The organism is Clostridium sp. SM-530-WT-3G (assembly GCF_012843905.1).
Lineage (GTDB): Bacteria > Bacillota > Clostridia > Clostridiales > Clostridiaceae > Clostridium.
Map to the genome: position 1 here is coordinate 23,169 of NZ_JABAGC010000007.1, position 20,286 is coordinate 43,454.

The window sequence follows — 20,286 nt, forward strand, 5'->3', positions numbered from 1 at the left end:
GGATGAGGATAAATTAATTAACCTCATCTTTTTTTATAATAAAGTCTATTATTGTGAGAGAATTCAGTATGAGAAATAAAGTATATGAATAGGAAAGTAAGAATATATTTTACTAGTGTTGTATTATTTATCATTAGGAGGACAAAAATGAATAATGTTAAATTGATAAAAAAGTTAACTATGTATTTTTTGCCAGTAGTATTAGCTCATATTATATTCACACTTATAGATAAAAGTATTCAATTAAAAAATAATGATGTAGATCTTAGATTGAGTATTATACACTTATCAATATATTTCTACTTTTTTGTTGTCCCCATATATTTAATGATTTTAAATGTTGTTTACAGTGTTAAAAAGGAAATGAAAGACTACTATGATAATATTAAACTTGGAGCTATTAGTATAGTATGCGCAAATATATTAGTACTGATAATAAATATTATTTCATCTTGCTTCACAAGATTCTCATATGTAAATATTTTAATTGAATTTTTTATTATACTTATACCAGAATTAATAATGTTTGGAATGATAAGCTTTTTGGGAGGATATTTAGTAAAGAAACAAGACGATGATTTTGAAGAAGAAACTTTAGAAGGTCTTAAGATTCCAGAGAGAGAAGTGGAGTTTTATAAAAATAATGAAATATGTGATGGAATGAAAGATGAATCTGATGAAATATTAGAAAAAGAACAAGACCAGTATGAATTAACTAAAAATGAAAGCAAAGTAAAAGAGGGTGAAGAGATTTATGATAAGCCAATAGTATTAGATATAAATAATTGGGATCAAATAGAAAAATCAATACAGAATAACGATATAAATAAAATTGATAAAGAGGATAATGACAGCTAATATTTGAAGTAAAATGAACAATATTAAATTACATTTCATATTATACACCATAAATATTATTAGGAGATGTACTTAATGAAAAAGGAGCCAAAAGTATTAATTTCAATAATAGCAGTTTTTTTAGTCATATTTTCAATGCTAGGATGTAATGGGAGAAAATCAAGCGAAGGAAAGGTAAAAGTAAGATTAAATGAAGTAACTCGGTCAATTTTTTATGCACCTATGTATATAGCTATTGAAAAAGGATATTTTGCTGAAAATAATATTGAAATTGATTTACAGACAGGACAAGGGGCAGATAAGGTAATGCAGGCTGTTTTGAGCAATTCTGCAGATATTGGATTCTGTGGACCAGAACAAGTTATTTATATTAATAATCAAGGAAGAGAAGATTATCCTATCTTATTTGCTCAGCTTACTCAAAAAGATGGTTCTTTTTTAGTGGGAAGAGAAAAAAGTAATAATTTCAATTGGAATGACATAAAAGGGAAAAACGTTATTGGTGGAAGACCTGGTGGTGTTCCTGCAATGGCATTAGAATATGCTATGAAAAAAAATAATATTATACCAAATGTAGATGTAAATATGGTTACAAATATTGATTTTGCAGCCACAGCAGGAGCATTTAAAGGTGGAACTGGAGATTATGTGGCATTATTTGAACCTACAGCTTCATTAATTGAAAAAGAGGGTAGTGGAAAGGTTTTAGTTTCTATAGGTGAAGAAACAGGACTTATTCCATATACATGTTATTTTACTACTAAATCTTATATGGATAAGAACCAAGAGATAGTAGAAAACTTTACAAAGGCAATATATAAAGGTCAACAATGGTTTTTCAATAATTCTACAGATGAAATAGCAGAATGTATAAGTCCATATTTTCCAGGAACAGATATGGATACAATAAAGACAGTTATTGATAATTATAAAAATATAGATGCTTTGGCTCATAATCCAGAAATAAAAGAGGAAAATTTAAATAGGCTTATGGATATAATTCAAGATTATGATTCGGGTTTAATGCCACAAAGACCAAGCTTTGATAAGATTGTTGACAACGCTTTTGCACAAAAGGCTATGAAATAGTTTTTATAGTCAAAAGAGTATAAGGTGGTGTTAATATGAGCTTATTAAAAATAAATAACATGTCGATGAACTACCATTCAATAAAGGGAGAAACAAAAGCTCTTGAAAATGTGAATTTTGAAGTTGAAAAGGGTGATTTTATATCTATATTAGGCCCTTCAGGATGTGGAAAATCTACTTTATTAAATATAATCAGTGGTCTTTTAGAACCCTCATCTGGTGAAGCACTTTATAATGGAGATAATATAAAAGAACATTTGAATAAGATAGGGTATATGTTTCAGAAAGATCATTTATTTGAATGGTATACTGTTTGGGAAAATGTTACATTAGGACTTAATATAAAAAAACAGCTAAATGAAAAGACAAAGAAAAATATTAATAATCTTTTAGAGACGTATGGGTTATCAAAATTTAAAGAACACTATCCAAGTGAACTTTCTGGTGGGATGAGGCAGAGGGTAGCGCTTATAAGAACTTTAGCATTAAACCCTGAAATATTATTTTTAGATGAGCCTTTTTCAGCACTTGATTATCAATCCAGATTATTAGTATGTGATGATGTATATAAAATAATAAAGCATGAAAAAAAGACGGCAATAATGGTAACTCATGATATAGCAGAGGCTATATCTATGTCACAGAAAATAATTGTATTAACAAAAAGACCGGCAACAGTTAAACGTAAAGTTGAAATTACTTTCAGTGTAGATGATTTAACTCCTTTTGAAAAAAGAAAACAACCAGAATTCAGCGGTTATTTTAATGAATTATGGAAGGAGTTGAATAATGATGACTGAGGAGAAAAAACAAAATATAGATAGAAATTTGAATTTGAACGAAAGTATAAGTAGTGAGCATAAGGCGTATTTAAAGAAATTAAATAAATCAAAAAGAAGAATAATAATATCTAGATTTTTAATTTTGATAATATTCATCGCATTATGGCAGGTGGCAGCTAATTTAAAATGGATAGATCCATTTTTAACATCAAGTCCAAGCAGAGTTATAGATTCATTTATAACACTATATAAAGATGGTAGTATTTTTAAGCATATTGGGGTTACTTGTTATGAGACAATACTTGGATTTTCACTAGGTACAATATTAGGTGTATTAGTAGCAGTATTATTATGGTTGTGTCCTAATATATCCAACATATTAGATCCTTATTTAGTAGTTTTAAATGCTTTACCAAAGGTTGCTTTAGCACCAATAATTATATTCTGGATTGGGAATGGTATGCCAGCCATAATAGTAATAGCACTTTTAATATCTGTTGTTACAACAATAATAAGTGTATTAACTGGCTTCAATGAGATAGATAATGAAAAGATAATGCTTATGAAGACATTTAGAGCGTCAAAACTTCAAATTCTCCGCTACTTAATTTTTCCTTATTCAATACCAACTTTTATTTCTGCTTTAAAGATAAATGTTGGGTTATCATGGGTAGGAGTTATTATGGGAGAATTCCTAGTAGCTAGAGATGGGCTTGGTTTTTTGATAGTTTATGGTGGTCAAGTTGCACAACTAGATACAGTTATGATGAGTATTGTTATATTATCAGTTATTGCTTTTTTTATGTATGAAATAGTTGCATGGTTAGAGAAAAAAGTTACAAGGTAGATATGTTATTTTATACAGTTGGTCAGATAATAACTAAAACCAGCTGTATTTTTTATATAATTACTTAATAATATTTTATTTGGACTTATAATATTATTTTCAACTATTTTTCATATTAATGTATATATAATAAAGTGGTTTTAAAATATAGTTTTGGAGGAAAGTTATCTAATAAAGCTATATTTTTTTTATCTATTATTTAATTAATTATATAAATTTTTGCTATTTGAACCAAACTAGATTTGTAAATAAAATTAAAAAATATGTTAATATGAACTAGATTTAATTAATATGGTTTAATAGGGAGGTAAACATGAAATTTTTAAAGGAATATGGGATTATAACATTAGGTAATATTCTAATTATTATTGCTTTTGAGTTTTTCTTTTTTCCAAATCATATAGCATCTGGTGGAGTATCTGGTCTTGCTTTAGTAATAAATAATATGCTTGGGATTGAACCAGGAATTGTAATGATTGTTTGTAATATTATTTTATTTATATTGGCATTCGTATTTATAGGTGGAAATTTTGGAGTTAAAAGTATGTATGCAGCATTTAGTTTATCTATTGCATTATCCGTATTGGAAAAGAAGTATACATTTGTTGCAGTAACTGATAATTTAATGCTAGCATCTATATTTGGAAGTGCACTTTTGGCACTTGGAACAGTTATAATGCTTACTCAAGATGCTACTACAGGTGGAACAAGTATTACAGCTAAGCTATTAAATAAGTATGCTAATATAGATTTTGGTAAAGCTCTTTTAATATGTGATTCAATTGTAATAATGATGGCTATGTATACATTTGGTATAGAACTTGGATTATTTGGATTATTAAGTGTATATCTTACTGGTACATTAATAGACAAATTTGTAGATGGATTAAATATATCAAAACAGGTTATGGTGTTTACAAGTAAAGAAAAGGAAGTATCTAATTATATAATTAATGATTTAGATAAAGGATGTACTGTATTTCATGGAAAAGGAGGATATACAGGAAAAGAGAATTGCGTTGTTTTAACGGTTTTAACAAGATCTAAATTTATTAAATTAAAGCAGTTTATAAAAAATAATGATCCAGATGCATTTGTTACAGTAAATGATACAAGTGAAGTTTTAGGAAAAGGCTTTAAGAGTCTGGCAGAATAAGAATATACATATAATTTATTGTAAAGTAAAATAAATTCTTCATATAAAATAGGAAAAAATATAATGAAAGATGATTTCTGTATTGCTTAGAAATCATCTTTTTATATTATTATATCTATAATTAATTATAATTTTAATTAGGATGATTTTGTAATATCTACAGAATTATTGTTTTTATAAATTAAAATACGTTTTTTGATTTTAATATAAATATATGAAACAACAATAATTGATATTAAAATAATTAATTCAGAAATTATAAGTTGTATCCAATTATTATATTTTAAAATTGGATAATCTAATTTTGTGAAAAGTTGTATAACAGCTGCTTGGAATAGGTATAAGTATAATGAATTTTTGCCAAGCCATGTGAATATAGTTTTTTTATTTGTAAATATAAGTAGAAGAAAATAGCACATAGTAAATCCACCAATATAATGGAATATTCTGACTAAAAATGGGTGTAGAGCGCTTTCTGTAAAGAAAGTATAATCAGAATATTCAAATAAAAAATCTACCTCAGTAATATTTCTAAATATAAACAATATTACTGAAACTACTAATACAGCTATTCCTAAAGGAATAGTATACTTCTTAAATTTTTCAATAAATACATCTTTTTTAAAAGCCATTCCAGCAATAAAAAATGGAAGAAAGAAAAATATTCTAGATATACTTGCATAGGAACCTATGCTTCCATCAAAACCTACTAATAATGATAAGATAACTGAAATAATTATAGCTCGTTTATAGTTATGTATATAATCAGAGATTATATACCATGCAATTAGAGCAAGTAAATACCATAATGTCCAACTAGGATAGAAGAATTGGAATTTCACAGTTCGTTCCATTATAAATCTATTAAATAAGAAATAAAATATTTGAGCTCCTAGATATATTTTTGTTGTATCTATTACTTTTTGTTGAGTTGTACGACTGCTTTTTTTACAAAAATATCCCGATATAAATGTAAAAAGTGGCATGTGAAACATATATAAAAATAATATTAAATAATGAGGATTTACACTTGTAGGATAAATATATTCAAGTGAATTACCTATTATTACGCAAGTGATGAGGAATCCTCTTAAATTATCAAAATAATTATCACGTTGTTGCATGAGATAAATTCTACCTTTCATCTTTAGTCAAATATGATTAAAAAAATCTAAGTCTTATATTACTTAGATTTTTGGGCTTCAAGCTGTCTACGCTTTTTTGTTTTCTTTTTTGTAACTGAAAAGCCAAAAGAACCAATAGGGTGCTTTTGTAATGGAAAGTATTCACCGTGACAATATGCCATAACATTTGCATTTTCAAAATGAATCTTACCTTTTTCATCAAATAGTGATTCATCAACATGAGAGCCAACTACTTCAGCTATAAACATATCATGAGTACCAAGTGGAATTATTTGTTTTACTTTACACTCTATATTTACATGGCATTCATCAATATATGGCACAGAAACATGAGTACTTTCTTTTAAAGTGAATCCCATTTCTTTTATTTTATCGAATTTTTTTCCGCTTTTAACGCCACAGTAATCTGTAGCCTTAACTAAATTAGTTGGTGGCATATTCACTACAAATTCCATAGTTTCTTTTATGTATTCATAAGACAATCTTTCTGGTCTTATTGAAATATAAAGCATTGGTGGTTTTGTGTTTATTGTACCAGTCCATCCTACTGTAAACACATTCGTTTTACCTTCTTTGTTTTTTGAAGTTATTAAAACAACAGGAACAGGATTTAAAATAACACTACCTTTAAATTCAACTTTATCCATTGTATATTTAGCTCCTTAAATCTTGAAATGAAATTTTTTACAGACCAATATAATTAATATCGTATATTGCTTAAATATTTATGATTATATAATATCATGTTTTATTATTTATATCCAATAATTAATATTATGCGTACTAAAATAGAATAGTTAAATTAGAAATAATAGAATGCTGTAAATATAAAAAGGGGCTGTTGCACTAAAATGGTACCTATAATCAGGACACTAGAAAAAAAGTGTCTAGTTTATAGGTACTTTAAAAAGGTATACACTTGCGGTAGTAGAAATAGTTATTCATTTATAGAAAGTAATAATCAAATATCATTTATTAAACCAGCCAATTATGAAATATCCAAAACAAGAAAATATAAAAATGATATTGGGAAAATAGAAAATATGAATTATGATACTAAAAATGATTTATATATCTGTCAAAATCGGAAAAAATTAAAACTAGAAGGTACCAAAATCAAAAAATCTAAAACCGGATACAAAAGTGAAAAATCAATTTATATTTGTGAAGATTGCAGTGATTTTACATACAAGAGCCAATGTATCAAAGGAAATAATTCTAAACTTCCCTTAGAGCAAAGAACTAAAAAAATTGAGATTTCAAAAAAATTCAATAATCAAAGACAAAAAGATTTAGAGAGAATTATAAGTGACGAAGGTTGTAAGCTTAGAATGAATAGGAGCATTCAAGCTGAAGGTTCTTTTGCTCAAGTAAAGCAAGATATGAATTTCAGAAGATTTATGTGCCGAGGTCAAAAGAATGTATTAGCTGAAAGTATTCTTCTTGCGATGGCTCAAAATATAAATAAATTACATAATAAAATTCAAAAAGACCGAACTGGTAAGCATTTATTCGAACTGAAGAAAAGTGCATAATTTAAATTTTTAAAAAGCCTTTTTTATAGGCTTATTAAAGTGCATCCAATTTTAGAAAACATATAATTTTTAATAGTACTTTATTGAAAAAATAAGAAAAAGGGCTATCGCTAACGATTTTTTTAACCCCGTTATGCGACAGCCTCTTTCATTTTTAAAATTAATATCTTCTTCTTCTTCTTGAATAGTGGTTTCTTCTGTTTCTAGAATTTAAAGCAGCATTTTTTATTAATATAATTAATGTAACTATTATAACAATAACAGCAATTGCTGCAAGATAAATAATTATATTGTCTTTTAATAATGCTCCGAAGCTTATATCAACAGTACCTGTAACTGGTTCTTGGAAGTTTCTTGTTGAATATATTAAATCAGTATTTTTATTAAATAATAATTTCCATGCACTTGCATCAGCAATATTGTAAGTTATTTCTGAATCTTTTTCATTTATAGCATTTGGATAGTAATAAACATCTTGAGTTAATTTTAATGGAACAGTTATAGTCTTAGTTGGACCGAAGAAACCAAATGTTTTATATTGAAGATCAGCAGTTCCAACTTCATCACCAGCAGCTTTATATATTACTGGTTTTGCAGCAAAACTATAGTCCATAATCTTATCCATATCCTCAAACTTAGTCATATCGTTGTTATCGACTTGTCTGCTCTTAAGTACTACACCTATTATTTTTCTACCATCTCTTTCATAAACAGCAGCTAAACATCCACCAGCAGCATTTGTTGATCCAGTTTTACCTGCAATGTTACCATTTTTATTAAGTCCTAGGTTTCTATTTTCAAGTAATACTTTAGCCCCGTTAATATCTATGGAAGTTTTTTCGAGCTCCATAGTTTGTCTTTCCCAGTCATTTTCAAATGCAGCTTTAGTGATTAATGATAAATCATATGCAGTAGTATAGTGATTTTCATCATGTAATCCGTTAGCATTAACAAAATTACTGTGAGTTGCTCCTAATTCTTTTGCTTTTTCATTCATCATTTCAGCAAAAGCAGTTGAGTTTCCAGCAACATTATCTGCAATCATATATGCAGTATCATTACCAGAAAATAAAAGAAGACCTTTCATAACATCATCAGCAGACATTTTATCGCCTACCTTCATGTTGTTGTGCATAAAGTTGATGTTTAACGAATATTCAGGTTGCTCTTTTGCTGATTGAGTAAATTCTAATTCATCACTTTTTTGTTTATTTTCAGCTAGTAATAAACCAGTTAATAGTTTTGTGGTACTAGCAGGATATCTTTTGCTATCTGCATCTTTTGCATAGATTACTTCGCCAGTATCAAAATCCATTGTTATAGCTGACTGAGCATTAATTTCTGGCAAATCATCTTGTGAGTTATCTACGCTTGTTGATGTTGTGTTTGTTGTTGCATTTCCTTTTAAAGCACCTAAAGGGCTGATTAGGGAAATGGAAAGTGTTAAGATAAGTGTTTTTAATAGTAAATTTTTTTTCAAGTCAAACCTCTCCGCTTCTAAATTTAAGTGTATTCAAACATGTCTAGTATAACATTTATAATAATTAATAGCAATAAAGTTTATGCACAAATTTAGTGATTAGCAAAGTTTTAATGGTATAAAAATATAATATTATGAAAAATATTCATAAAATATTTAGAAATAATTATATATTAAAATAAAATAATGAATACAAAGAATTAAAATACATTATAGGCATGAAAATAGTATTAATTTTATCCTTGTAACAATGATATATTATTATATTTTGAATACACTAACTTATAGTAGGAAAAAGAGGTGAAGTATATGAAAAAAGCTATGAAATTAATAGTTTTATTTCTTATTTTTAATATTATTCTAGTAAGCTATCCAAAGAAAGTTCAAGCTAATGAAGTATACAGAAAGAAGATAGTTTATCTTACATTTGATGATGGTCCCTCTTTTAGTAATACAGACTGTATTTTAGATATATTATGTAGAAATAATATAAAAGCAACATTTTGTGTTGTAGGAAATAACGTTATTGTAAACAAAGGAACCACAAAGAGATTAAGTAATTTAGGTATGGGAATAATACCTCATTGTAACTGTCATGAGTATAATTCTCTATATTTATCTTTAGAAAGTTATATGGATGATTTAGAAAAATGTAAAAATAATATCAACAAAACAATAGGGGAAAAACGTAATTACAAAATGGTTAGAATTCCAGGTGGATCAGCAAATACAGTTTGTCCTCAAAATATCTTGGAAAAGATAAAGGATGAGATAAAACGCAATAATATGTATTATATAGACTGGAACTTAGATTGTGGTGATACTAATGCAGGTATAGTAAATAAAGAAACTATAGAAAATAATATATTAAATAATGCAGGTAAAAGACAAGTAGAGGTAATATTGATGCATGATTTAGAAAATAAAACAACTACAACTGAAGCATTACAGAATATAATAGACAAATATAAGGAACTCGGTTATCAGTTTAAAATAATAGATGATATGGAACAGTGGGAGATAAATTATTTGGTAAATTGTAATGTTATAAATAGAAAATAAAGCAAGGCATAAGCCATGCTTTATTTTAATCTATCAATAATATATTGCTTTGCTTTTAACTCTAAATCATCTTCAAGAGGAGCTAATGTAATATCATCACCATACTTGTTTTTTAAAGCTAAAGTAAGTAATCTGTCAGCAAATTCAGGATTTTTTGAAAGGAAAGATCCATGGAAGTATGAACCAAATGTATTCTTGTAAATACATCCTTCATAACCATCATCACCATTATTTCCATAACCATGTATGCATTTTCCAAGTGGCTTATGATCATTAATATAAGTTCTACCTGAATGATTTTCAAAACCAACATAAGTTTCATTAAATTCTTCGTTATATATTTCTGTGTTACCTATAAATCTTGTATTTCCACCTTCAGTGTAGATATTTAAAATATTAAGACCTTCAATTTTTTCTCCATTAGGGGCAGTATAATATTTTCCTAAAAGCTGATATCCTCCACATATAGCAAGAAGAACTTTAGAATCTTCCACATATTTTACTAAGGAATCTTTTTTTACTTCTTGTAAGTCTTTAGATACTATTGATTGTTCAAAATCCTGACCGCCACCAAAGAATAATATGTCTATATTATCGTTATCTAAAGGATCTCCGATAGATGAATTTATTATATTAACATCTATTCCCCTAAGGGCAGCTCTATGTTTTAATATAAGAACATTTCCTACATCTCCATAAACATTTAATAAATCAGGATATAGATGACATATATTTAATTCCATAATTCAAATCCTCTCTTTCTTACCATAATTTATTAATATAGCCTTTTGAATGTAAGTACTTTCTATAATTTATCATTGCAGTATAAGTTGCAAGTACATAAACTTTTTTACAAGATGAAGCTTTTAACTTTTCGGTTAATTTTTCATAATCATCTTCTAAAATAAACTTATTTGTATCAAGTCCAGCAACTTTAAGTCTTACGGCCATATCATACATTCTCATTCCAGATATAAAGATATCATGTATATTTAGTGAAGATATTTTTTCGAAATTAACGTCCCATATCCATGATACATCACGTCCATCAGCATAATTATCATTTAGCATGAATACTGCAGAGAATTCATCTTGATTTAAAAATAATGTATCTAGTGCTTGATTATAACCAGCTGGGTTTTTAACCAATATTATTTGAACATCTTTATCATCTATTTTTATTTGTTCTTGTCTTCCGAAACTTGAACTTTGATTTTGAAGAGAAGATGTAATTACTGAATCATCTACGCCTAATTCTTTTGCAATTGAATATGCACAAAGACCATTATATATGTTGTAAGCTCCTGATTGACTTATTAAAACATCAGTATCATTAATTCTTACAGATGAGCTAGTTGGAGTCAATTCATATATTTCATTGACAGCATACGAAAGTTTAGCACGTTTATAACCGCATTCAGGACAATAGAAATCACCTAAATGATTGTATGTTACAAAATTATAAGAATAAGGTGCTTTACAGAATTTACAGAACTTTGCATCAGCATTTAAATCTAATGAATTATTTTCATGGATAGGAACATTAAATCCATAATAAATACATGGATTTTTTACATTTAATTTTCCAAGAAGTGATTCGTCTCCATTTAAAACAAGCTTAGATTCTGGAACTTTTTCTACACCTTCTAAGATCTTAACAAGAGTAGTATAAACTTCACCATATCTATCAAGCTGATCTCTAAATAGATTAGTAATAGTTATTATTTCTGGTGTTAAGTATTCAGTTATAAATTTTACATTTGCTTCATCAACTTCAATTACAGCATAAGCATTCTTAGGACGTTTAAAGAATCTGAAGTTTGAGATAAAGCAGGCTACGATTCCAGGATATAGATTAGCACCAGTATTATTAGTAATTACGTTAAAACCATTTTCCTTTAATATGTTGTAAATCATACTTGTAGTTGTAGTTTTTCCGTTTGTGCCGGTAACTAAGATTACCTTATATCCTTGGCTTACTGTTTTTAAGATTGTTTTATCAATTTTTAATGCTATTTTTCCGGGGAAATTACTGCCACCTTTCATGAGGTGTTTTGCAAGGAAAGCAGTAACCTTGGATGAAAATATGCTTAAAATAGATTTGATATTAATAGTTCTCACCACCTAAACAAATTTATAAAAAATTTAATATTGCAATTTATTATATAAATTTTATAGAAACCTAAAATTAAACTTACGAAATAAACTGGGCAATACAATTCAAAATAAGTATAGCAAAAATATTATTATATTAAAATATCATTATATTAAAAGTTATAAACAAAAGAAATAGGAAATTTATTATTTTAATATTTTGGACTAAATATTAGAAATATAAACATTAACTATATGGTAAATAATACAATGATAATAAAAATGAAAAACATAATTTGGAAAGGGAGATTTTATATTGACTAGTTTAATTAAAAAAACATAATTTATTGAATCTTCAAATCCTTTACATAATTGTTTTATTGTCTGATATAGCCTATAATTAAAATAAATCAAAGAAAGAATTTTACGAGGTGTTATATTATTATGATAAAAGTAACAGTTAATATAAATGGCATGAGCTATAATTTGAAAGGTGAAAAGGACGAAAAATACTTACTTGCAGTTGCTAACTATGTTGATGGGAGAATCAAAGAAATCACTAGTAAAAAATCTGGATTAAGCTTAAACGATGCTACTGTACTTGCAGCGGTTAATATAGCTGATGAATTATATGAAACTGATGAAGAACTTGATATTGCTAAAAAAGAAAATGATAGTATCAAAGTAGAAAATGAAGAGCTTAAAAAGAAAATAGATGAATACTTGAAAAAAGTTGAACAATATGAAAAGCAGAATAATGATATAAAAGAGGATTTCTCGTTAAAAGAAGCAGAATTACATGAAAAATATAAGAATCAAGAAGTTAATTATAAGAAATTATGTGAAGAAATAAATAAGCTTAAAGAAGACAATGAAGCACTAATAAAGAAAAATAAAGAAATAACAGATGATGCTAAAAAGAATAAAAATGCTAATGATTCCCTTAATAAAGAATTAAGTGAAATAAGAGAAAAGACTAAGATTATTTATAAAAAAGTAGATGATGCCAAGAATAAAGAACATAGACTGAATAGAGAACTTCAACAAGCTAATGATAGAGTTAAGACTTTAAATAATAAATTTGTAACTGTTAAAGAAGAAAGAGATAAATTAAGTGATGAATTAAAATCTCTAACAAAAACAAATCTTGAAATTGCTTCAGCACTTGAAGAAATGACTATTACTAAAACAGATGTAGATAAGAAGAATAGTGAATTAGAAGCAAAAACTATATCTATGGAAAATGAACATTCGAAGATAAAAGAAAATCTTACTAAGGAAAATTCAGAATTAAAAATAGAATTAGAAAGTATCAAAAATTCTTTAGAAAAAGAAATTGATGAATTAAAGAATAAATTTGAAAATCAAGTTAAGAATAATCAAGAATTATTAGATCAATATAATTCTTGCAAAAAGGATTTACAAGAGCTTAACGAAACGTATACTAATACTGATAATGAATTAAGTGAGTGCAAAAAGAAGTTTGAAAATCAAATTAGTGCGTCAGAAGAAATGGCTAAGAAGACTGCAACTGAAAAAGATGCTTTAAAAAATAAGATTGAAGAACTTATAATCACAGAAAAAAATCTAAATACTTCATTAAAGAATGAACAAGATAAAGTTAATAAATTATTAGAAGAAGTGAATAAGAACACTTTGGAAAAATCAGAATTAAATAAACAGTTGAATAATTTATCTGATAAATATGATAAACAAGAAAAGGAATATAATAATAAATTAAATATTTTATCTAAGGAAAATGAAGAATTAAATAAGAAGTTTGAAGAACTTTCTTCTAACAAATATTTATTGGAAGAAGAAGTTAGAGTATTAAAGTCTAATGAAGAAAAAATGCAAAGTGAGCTGGCAGGTCTTACAGATGCAAATGATGGATTATCAGAAGAAATAGAAGCATTACAGTATGCAAAAGAAAAACTTGAAAATGAAATAAATTTATCTAAGAAAGAAAATGAAAAACTTGAAAGTCAACTTGCAGAAAATAAAGAATATAGTGAAAATGAAATTTCTTCAAAAAATGAAAAAATAAATCACTTAAATAGTGAATTGGAAAGCAAAGAAATAAGTCTTAAAAAACTTAACGAGGAACTTGAAAGTAAGATATCAACTACGATAAAATTAGAAAAAGAACTTGAAGATAAACAAGATATACTTTTAAATTTAAAGAGAGATATTGAAGAAAAAGAATTTAAGATAAATGAAGTGTATAGTGAATTAGAAAAAGTTACATATGAATATGAAGAACAAACAAAAGTATTAAATGAATGTAAAGAGAAAATGGAAGAACTTAAGACACAAAAAGAAGAATTTGAAGCAGAAAACAATAAGTTGAATGAAGATGCTAGAACATCTCAGCATAGATTATTTGAACTTCAAGCAAAAATAATAGACAGTGAAGTAGAAATTGCAAGATTAAAGAGTATACAGGTTGGTCCAATAGTAAAAAGAAGATAATATTAAAATAAAGAAGCCTAGAGATTTGAAAAGTCTAGGCTTCTTTATTTTAATATATTTAATGTTCAATATTGTTTAGAGTATAATTTACTTTTAATGTATCATCATCATTTTCTATTGTTAAAACTAAGGGGCTTAAGTCATCATGCCATAGGCTGTCATAAGCCAATACACTTTTTTCTTCACCATCATTTACATTATAAACTAAAAATAGTTTAGTAGGTTTTTCTAAATAATCAATCAGTAAACTTTTTTTTAATTGTTGTCCTTTGGGTAAATTTAATATTTTTAAAACAGGCCTTTCGAATCCTTCGTATGATAAATGTATATTGTTTAAATTAGTATTTGTTTTGTTTATTACGATTACATCTTTAAATAGTTTTGATGAATTTGATATTACGTTAGTTATTGCCATAAATTCACACTCCTATAAAATTAAATTTATTTATATAATTTTATAATTGGCAAAAAAATATAAATTATAATAAAATTATGTTTTTATAAAAAATTTATAATCAGTAATAAGCACTATAATAATATATAATATTATTAACTTGACGCATTTATATCTAATGGTTAAGATTTAATATCATAAACATTATTTTATTAATTAAATGTTTTGGACATATATTTTGGTTGATAAAGTGAATATCTTCTAAAAAAAGAAGATTTACTTAGGAGGAAAAATATGAATAAGATTGAATTATTAGCTCCAGCAGGAAGTTGGGAAAGCTTAATTGCAGCTGTAAATAATGGAGCAAATGCAATATATCTTGGTGGAAGCAAGTTCTCTGCAAGAGCTTATGCTTCTAATTTTGATAATGAAACTATGATGAAGGCTGTTGATTATGCTCATAGTTATGGTTTAAAAGTTCATGTAACTATGAATACGCTTTTAAAACAGAATGAATTACAAGAAGCATTAAAATATGTAGGATATTTGTATGAAATAGGTGTTGATGCACTTATTATTCAAGATACAGGCCTTATAAGCCTAATCAAAAGCGTATATCCAGATTTTGAGCTACATGCATCAACTCAATTAACTGTTCATAATGGAGAAGGAGCTCTTTATTATAGAGAAAAGGGACTTCATAGAATAGTTTTATCTAGAGAACTTACATTAGATGAAATAAAGCATATTTCTACTGATTTGGCAATAGAAACAGAAATGTTTGTTCATGGAGCTCTTTGCGTATGTTATTCAGGACAATGTTTAATGAGTTCAATGATTGGTGGAAGAAGTGGAAATAGATGAAGATGTGCTCAAAGTTGCAGAATGCAGTATACATTAAAGGGTGAGCATTCAGGTGAAAAAAAAGGATATCTTTTAAGCCCTAAGGATACGTGTTTAATTGATGATATAGATGGAATTATAAAAAGTGGCGTAGCTTCGTTAAAACTTGAAGGAAGAATGAAGAAACCTGAATATGTTGCAGGAGTAACTCAAACTTATAGAAAAGCTATTGATAGAGTAGAAAAAAATATGAAATTTGATTTAAAAAAAGGAAGAAAGGATTTAGCGCAACTTTTTAACAGAGAGGGATTTGCAAAAGCATATCTTTATAAAAATGTTGGAAGAGATATGATGAGCTTTAATTATCCCAAAAATACAGGCGTATTTATTGGAAAGGTTCAAGATAATGGCGAAGTTATATTAGAAGAAAATGTGGGCTTAGGTGATGGAATAAGATTTGATGATGATGGATTCACTCTAAGCAAAATTATGCTTAAGGGAAAAGAAGTTAAGGAAGCATACAAAGGCGATAGAGTTAAGCTTTTCCCAACAGGAGGATATAAAAAGGGCTATAGATTATTTAAAATGTCTGATAAGAAGCTTTATGATGAATTAAAAGACTATACAAAGCCATATTTAAGAAAAATAGAGATGAAAGCAGAGGTTGAATTTAAGGTTAATGCACCTCTTGTAATAAAGACTTTTTATAATGGGAAAGAATATAAGGCATATGGTGAAATAGTAGAAGAAGCAACTAATAAGCCATTATCAAGAGAAAGAGTAGAAGAAGCTTTAAAGAAATCAGGAGAAATACCATACAAATTTAGTAAAATTGATTTTGTAGTATTTGATGATGGATTTATAAGAATTGCCTCATTAAATAATTTAAGAAGAGAATTATTTGAAAAAATATTAAAAGATAATACAAGTGCTTATAGAAGAAAGCGTGTGATGAAAGAAATAAAAGAAAAAACAGCAAAATTTGATGGTGAACTTGGATATATATACAGTTGCGTTACAAAAGATCAGCTTAAGGCATTGATTGAAGATGATGAAGTTGAAAACATAGCTTTAGATATATTCTACAGCAGAATTAAAGGAAGCTTAAATAAGGGTGATCTAAAGGAAGCATTTGAAACTTTAAAGGGACGTAATAAGAATATATTATTAAAACTTCCTGAAATAATAAAAGAAGAATTTGACTTTATAGTAAAGGTAATAGATGAGCTAACTCCATACATAAACGGAATAATTACATCTAATGCTGGAATAATCAGATTATATAAGGATAAATTATTTATTATAGGTGATTATAAACTTAATATATTTAACCATGAAAGTGCAGAATTCTATAGCGAAGATATAGATATACCTTGTTTAAGCTTAGAGTTAAATAGAAAAGAAATAAAAGAAACTATGAAAGATATGAAGTGTAATGTTGGAGTAAATATATATGGAAAGACTGAACTTATGGTAAGTGAATACTGTCCAGTAGGAAGTACTTTTGGTGAAAAGTCTGCTAAAAAGGAATGTAGTGGGGCATGTATGACAGATAATTTTACACTTATAGATAGAATGAATGAAAAGTTTAGAGTTTTATGTGATAATTACTGTAGAAGTCATATATTAAATTCACTTCCTATTAATTTAATAGAAGAAGTAGATGAAATGAGAGGATTTAATATTTCAAATTTTAGAATAGATTTTTTAGATGAAACTTACGAAGAAGTTAAGGATGTATTAAATCAAGTTAAGACTGGAAAGAAAAACGAAAATAAAATGTATACAAAAGGCCACTATAGAAGAGGAGTGGAATAACAGTAACAGTTAACAGTTTTCAGTTAACAGTTAACAGTTGTGGAACAAAATTTTTAGGCAGATTTTGAAGAAATATATTAAGAAGATATTGTGCATGCACAATATCACCCAAAAATTGTTAACTGTTACTTGTTACCTGTTAACTGAGGAAAGTCGGGTGTTTTTATGAATGAAAAAAGTTTAAGAATCTTAGAATTTAATAAAATAAAAGAAAAAATAAAAACTTATGCACGTACACAAGCAGGAAAAGAAAAAATAGAAGCTTTAAAGCCATTTGATAATTTATATGAATTAAATAATAAACTTGAGGAAACAGATGAGGCACTTCAAGTATTAATAGGTAAGGGAAATCCACCTTTAGAAGGGCTATTTGATATTCATGAAGGTATTGAAAGAGCTAGAAAAGGTGGAACTTTAACACCAGGTCAGCTTTTAAGAATAGGAAGCACATTAAGAGCTACAAGAAACATGAAGGAATTTTTTAAAAGAGAAGAAAATGAGCAACCTTATGAAAGATTAGAAGATTTAGCATATATACTTACTCCAATAAAACCTCTTGAAGATGAAATAGAAAGATCTATTGTTTCAGAAGAAGAAGTAAGTGATAAGGCGAGTCCTACTTTGCATGCTATAAGAAGAAGCTTAAAGGAAAAGAACTCATCTGTAAGAGAAAAAGTAAGTTCTATTGTAAGAAGCAACTCTAAGTATTTACAAGATGATTTATATACAATGAGAGGGGATAGATATGTAATCCCTGTAAAATCAGAATATAAGAGTGCGGTACCAGGTATTGTACACGATCAAAGTTCAACAGGTGCTACTTTCTTTATAGAACCTATGAGTTTAGTTAATTTAAACAATGAAATTAGAGAACTAATGCTTAAAGAAAAAGCTGAGATAGAAAGAATACTAGCAGCATTATCTTTAAAAGTAAAACAGAACAGCGATACATGTTTAAGCAACTTTAAAATGCTTGTAGAATTTGATTTTATATTTGCAAAAGCTAGATATGGAGAAAGACTTAATGCAGCTAAGCCTGTAATAAGGGAAGACGGTAGTTTTAATATATTATCGGGAAGACATCCTTTAATTGATGATGATAAAGTTGTACCATCAGATGTTTATTTAGGTGGTGAATTTGACACATTAATGATTACAGGACCTAATACTGGTGGTAAGACTGTTACTATAAAAATGGTAGGTTTACTTCATATTATGGGCCTTAGTGGATTATTAATTCCAGCGAGAGATAATTCATCGATTGCATTTTTCAGTGAAGTATTTGCTGAAATAGGAGATGAGCAAAGTATAGAACAAAGTTTATCTACATTCTCATCACATATGACTAATATAGTTGAAATAATGAAACATGTTGATAATAATTCACTTGTATTATTTGATGAAATTGGTTCTGGTACAGATCCAGCAGAAGGTACGGCTCTTGCAGTTTCAATACTTGAAACATTAAGAGCAAGAGGAGCAAAACTTATTGCTACAACTCACTACAGTGAACTTAAAGCATATGCATTAAAAACAGATGGAGTAGAAAATGCTTCTGTAGAATTTGATATTGAAACATTAAAGCCAACATATAGATTATTAATTGGTGTTCCAGGTAAATCTAATGCATTTGAAATTTCTAAGAGATTGGGATTAGCTGAAGGTGTAATTAGAAGAGCAAAAGCATATATGTCAGAAGAAAATCTTCAATTTGAAAATCTAATAAGAGATTTACAAGAAAAAAGTATTGTTGCTAAGAAGGAAGCTAGAGATGCTGAAATGTTTAAAAAAGAAGCTAAAGAATTAAAAGCAAGATATGAAGATAAACTTCAAAGACTTGAAAAGACAAGAGAAAAGGCTTATATGGATGCAAGACATGAGGCTAAGCAGATTATTTCAGATGCAAAGGATGAAGCTGATGAGATATTAAAAGCAATGAGAGCATTAGAAAAAATGGGGATTTCAGGTGGTGGAAGAGCTAGACTTGAAGAGGAACGTAAAAAGCTTAAGGATAGCTTAGAAGCAAAAGAAAAAGGTTTAAGTAAAATGAAAGAAAATGAAGGAGAAGCGCTAAAGAAAGTAACTTTAGGCATGGAAGCATTCCTTCCTTCATTAAATCAAAAGGTAATTGTAGTTTCTATGCCTGATAATAAGGGTGAAGTTCAAGTTGAAGCTGGTATTATGAAGATAAGTGTTAAACTTAAAGATTTAAGACAATCTAAAGAAACTAAAGTAGAAAAAGTTAAGAGAAAAAGAGAAGTTAAATTAAACTTAAGTAATATAGAATCTAGAGTAGATTTAAGAGGGTTAGATGCTGAAGAAGCATGCTATAAGACTGATAAATATCTAGATGATGCATATAGAGCAAACTTGGGAGAAGTAACTATAGTTCATGGAAAAGGTACTGGTGTCCTAAGAAATGCAATAACAGCAATGTTAAAGAGACATCCACATGTAAAAACATTTAGACTTGGTGTCTATGGTGAAGGTGGAGACGGTGTTACTGTTGTAGAATTAAAAGCGTAATTAGTTCAGTTAACAGTTAACAAGTAACAGTTAATAGTTAACAGTTTTTGAGGAGGTAAATATGCTATGGCATATTTACCTTATGTAATTTATTGTATTATAATTAATTGTGGTTTTTGTATATTTAAGGAAATATAAATTTAAAGATATCACGTAAAGTGATATCCACAACAACTGTTAACTGA

15 protein-coding genes and 1 pseudogene are annotated in these 20,286 nt (G+C 27.5%); 10 read left to right on the forward strand and 6 right to left on the reverse strand.

Going from position 1 to position 20,286, the window contains the following annotated elements; translation table 11 throughout:
- Positions 1–147 precede the first annotated feature (147 nt).
- The 5 genes from HF850_RS04480 to HF850_RS04500 all read left to right on the forward strand — a co-directional run bounded on the left by HF850_RS04480 (position 148) and on the right by HF850_RS04500 (position 4,732).
- On the forward strand, positions 148–858 hold the full coding sequence (locus HF850_RS04480) for a hypothetical protein (RefSeq protein ID WP_169104277.1): 711 nt from the start codon (positions 148–150) through the stop codon (positions 856–858).
- A gap of 75 nt (positions 859–933) precedes the next feature.
- The gene (locus HF850_RS04485; protein WP_169104278.1) at positions 934–1,947 is read left to right on the forward strand and encodes an ABC transporter substrate-binding protein; all 1,014 of its coding nucleotides are present in this window, start codon (positions 934–936) and stop codon (positions 1,945–1,947) included.
- 35 nt (positions 1,948–1,982) lie between these two features.
- Entirely contained in the window at positions 1,983–2,747 is a 765-nt protein-coding gene (locus tag HF850_RS04490; protein WP_169104279.1) for an ABC transporter ATP-binding protein, read from the forward strand.
- Complete coding sequence (locus HF850_RS04495) at positions 2,740–3,576, forward strand: ABC transporter permease (protein ID WP_206151595.1); 837 nt, start codon at positions 2,740–2,742, stop codon at positions 3,574–3,576. The genes HF850_RS04490 and HF850_RS04495 overlap by 8 nt, the downstream gene beginning before the upstream one ends.
- 313 nt (positions 3,577–3,889) lie before the next feature.
- Complete coding sequence (locus HF850_RS04500) at positions 3,890–4,732, forward strand: YitT family protein (protein WP_169104280.1); 843 nt, start codon at positions 3,890–3,892, stop codon at positions 4,730–4,732.
- A gap of 137 nt (positions 4,733–4,869) precedes the next feature.
- Here the strand turns inward: HF850_RS04500 and HF850_RS04505 are convergent, their stop codons facing one another.
- Positions 4,870–5,877, reverse strand: a complete 1,008-nt coding sequence (locus tag HF850_RS04505; RefSeq protein ID WP_347564401.1) for an acyltransferase family protein — start codon at positions 5,875–5,877, stop codon at positions 4,870–4,872.
- A 38-nt stretch (positions 5,878–5,915) separates the two neighbouring features.
- A complete protein-coding gene (locus HF850_RS04510) occupies positions 5,916–6,524 on the reverse strand; it encodes a flavin reductase family protein (RefSeq protein ID WP_169104282.1) in 609 nt (202 codons plus the stop codon).
- Between the two features lie 204 nt (positions 6,525–6,728).
- On the opposite strand from HF850_RS04510, the gene HF850_RS04515 reads away from it, so the two are divergent.
- On the forward strand, positions 6,729–7,412 hold the full coding sequence (locus HF850_RS04515) for a transposase (protein ID WP_206151596.1): 684 nt from the start codon (positions 6,729–6,731) through the stop codon (positions 7,410–7,412).
- A gap of 160 nt (positions 7,413–7,572) precedes the next feature.
- Here the strand turns inward: HF850_RS04515 and HF850_RS04520 are convergent, their stop codons facing one another.
- Positions 7,573–8,892: a D-alanyl-D-alanine carboxypeptidase gene (locus tag HF850_RS04520; RefSeq protein ID WP_169104283.1), complete on the reverse strand. Its 1,320-nt coding sequence runs from the start codon at positions 8,890–8,892 to the stop codon at positions 7,573–7,575.
- Between the two features lie 309 nt (positions 8,893–9,201).
- Here HF850_RS04520 and HF850_RS04525 point away from each other — a divergent pair, with 309 nt between their 5' ends.
- Positions 9,202–9,954 carry a polysaccharide deacetylase family protein gene (locus tag HF850_RS04525; protein ID WP_169104284.1) on the forward strand — a complete coding sequence of 251 codons (753 nt, stop codon included), beginning with the start codon at positions 9,202–9,204 and terminating at the stop codon, positions 9,952–9,954.
- 20 nt (positions 9,955–9,974) lie between these two features.
- On the opposite strand, the gene HF850_RS04530 is transcribed toward HF850_RS04525, so the two are convergent.
- On the reverse strand, positions 9,975–10,697 hold the full coding sequence (locus HF850_RS04530) for a type 1 glutamine amidotransferase (RefSeq protein WP_169104285.1): 723 nt from the start codon (positions 10,695–10,697) through the stop codon (positions 9,975–9,977).
- Positions 10,698–10,716: 19 nt separating this feature from the next.
- Positions 10,717–12,075 (reverse strand): Mur ligase family protein, encoded by a 1,359-nt coding sequence (locus HF850_RS04535; protein WP_169104342.1) that lies wholly within the window; start codon positions 12,073–12,075, stop codon positions 10,717–10,719.
- 417 nt (positions 12,076–12,492) lie between these two features.
- On the opposite strand from HF850_RS04535, the gene zapA reads away from it, so the two are divergent.
- Positions 12,493–14,520, forward strand: a complete 2,028-nt coding sequence (zapA, locus tag HF850_RS04540) for a cell division protein ZapA (protein ID WP_169104286.1) — start codon at positions 12,493–12,495, stop codon at positions 14,518–14,520.
- A gap of 58 nt (positions 14,521–14,578) precedes the next feature.
- Here zapA and HF850_RS04545 read toward each other — a convergent pair whose 3' ends face one another.
- Positions 14,579–14,935, reverse strand: coding sequence for a hypothetical protein (locus tag HF850_RS04545; protein ID WP_169104287.1), 357 nt, complete (start codon positions 14,933–14,935; stop codon positions 14,579–14,581).
- A gap of 273 nt (positions 14,936–15,208) precedes the next feature.
- On the opposite strand from HF850_RS04545, the pseudogene HF850_RS04550 reads away from it, so the two are divergent.
- Both HF850_RS04550 and HF850_RS04555 read left to right on the forward strand, forming a co-directional pair.
- Positions 15,209–17,575: pseudogene (locus tag HF850_RS04550) on the forward strand (DUF3656 domain-containing protein).
- Between the two features lie 165 nt (positions 17,576–17,740).
- The gene (locus HF850_RS04555) at positions 17,741–20,101 is read left to right on the forward strand and encodes an endonuclease MutS2 (RefSeq protein WP_169104288.1); all 2,361 of its coding nucleotides are present in this window, start codon (positions 17,741–17,743) and stop codon (positions 20,099–20,101) included.
- Positions 20,102–20,286 lie beyond the last annotated feature (185 nt).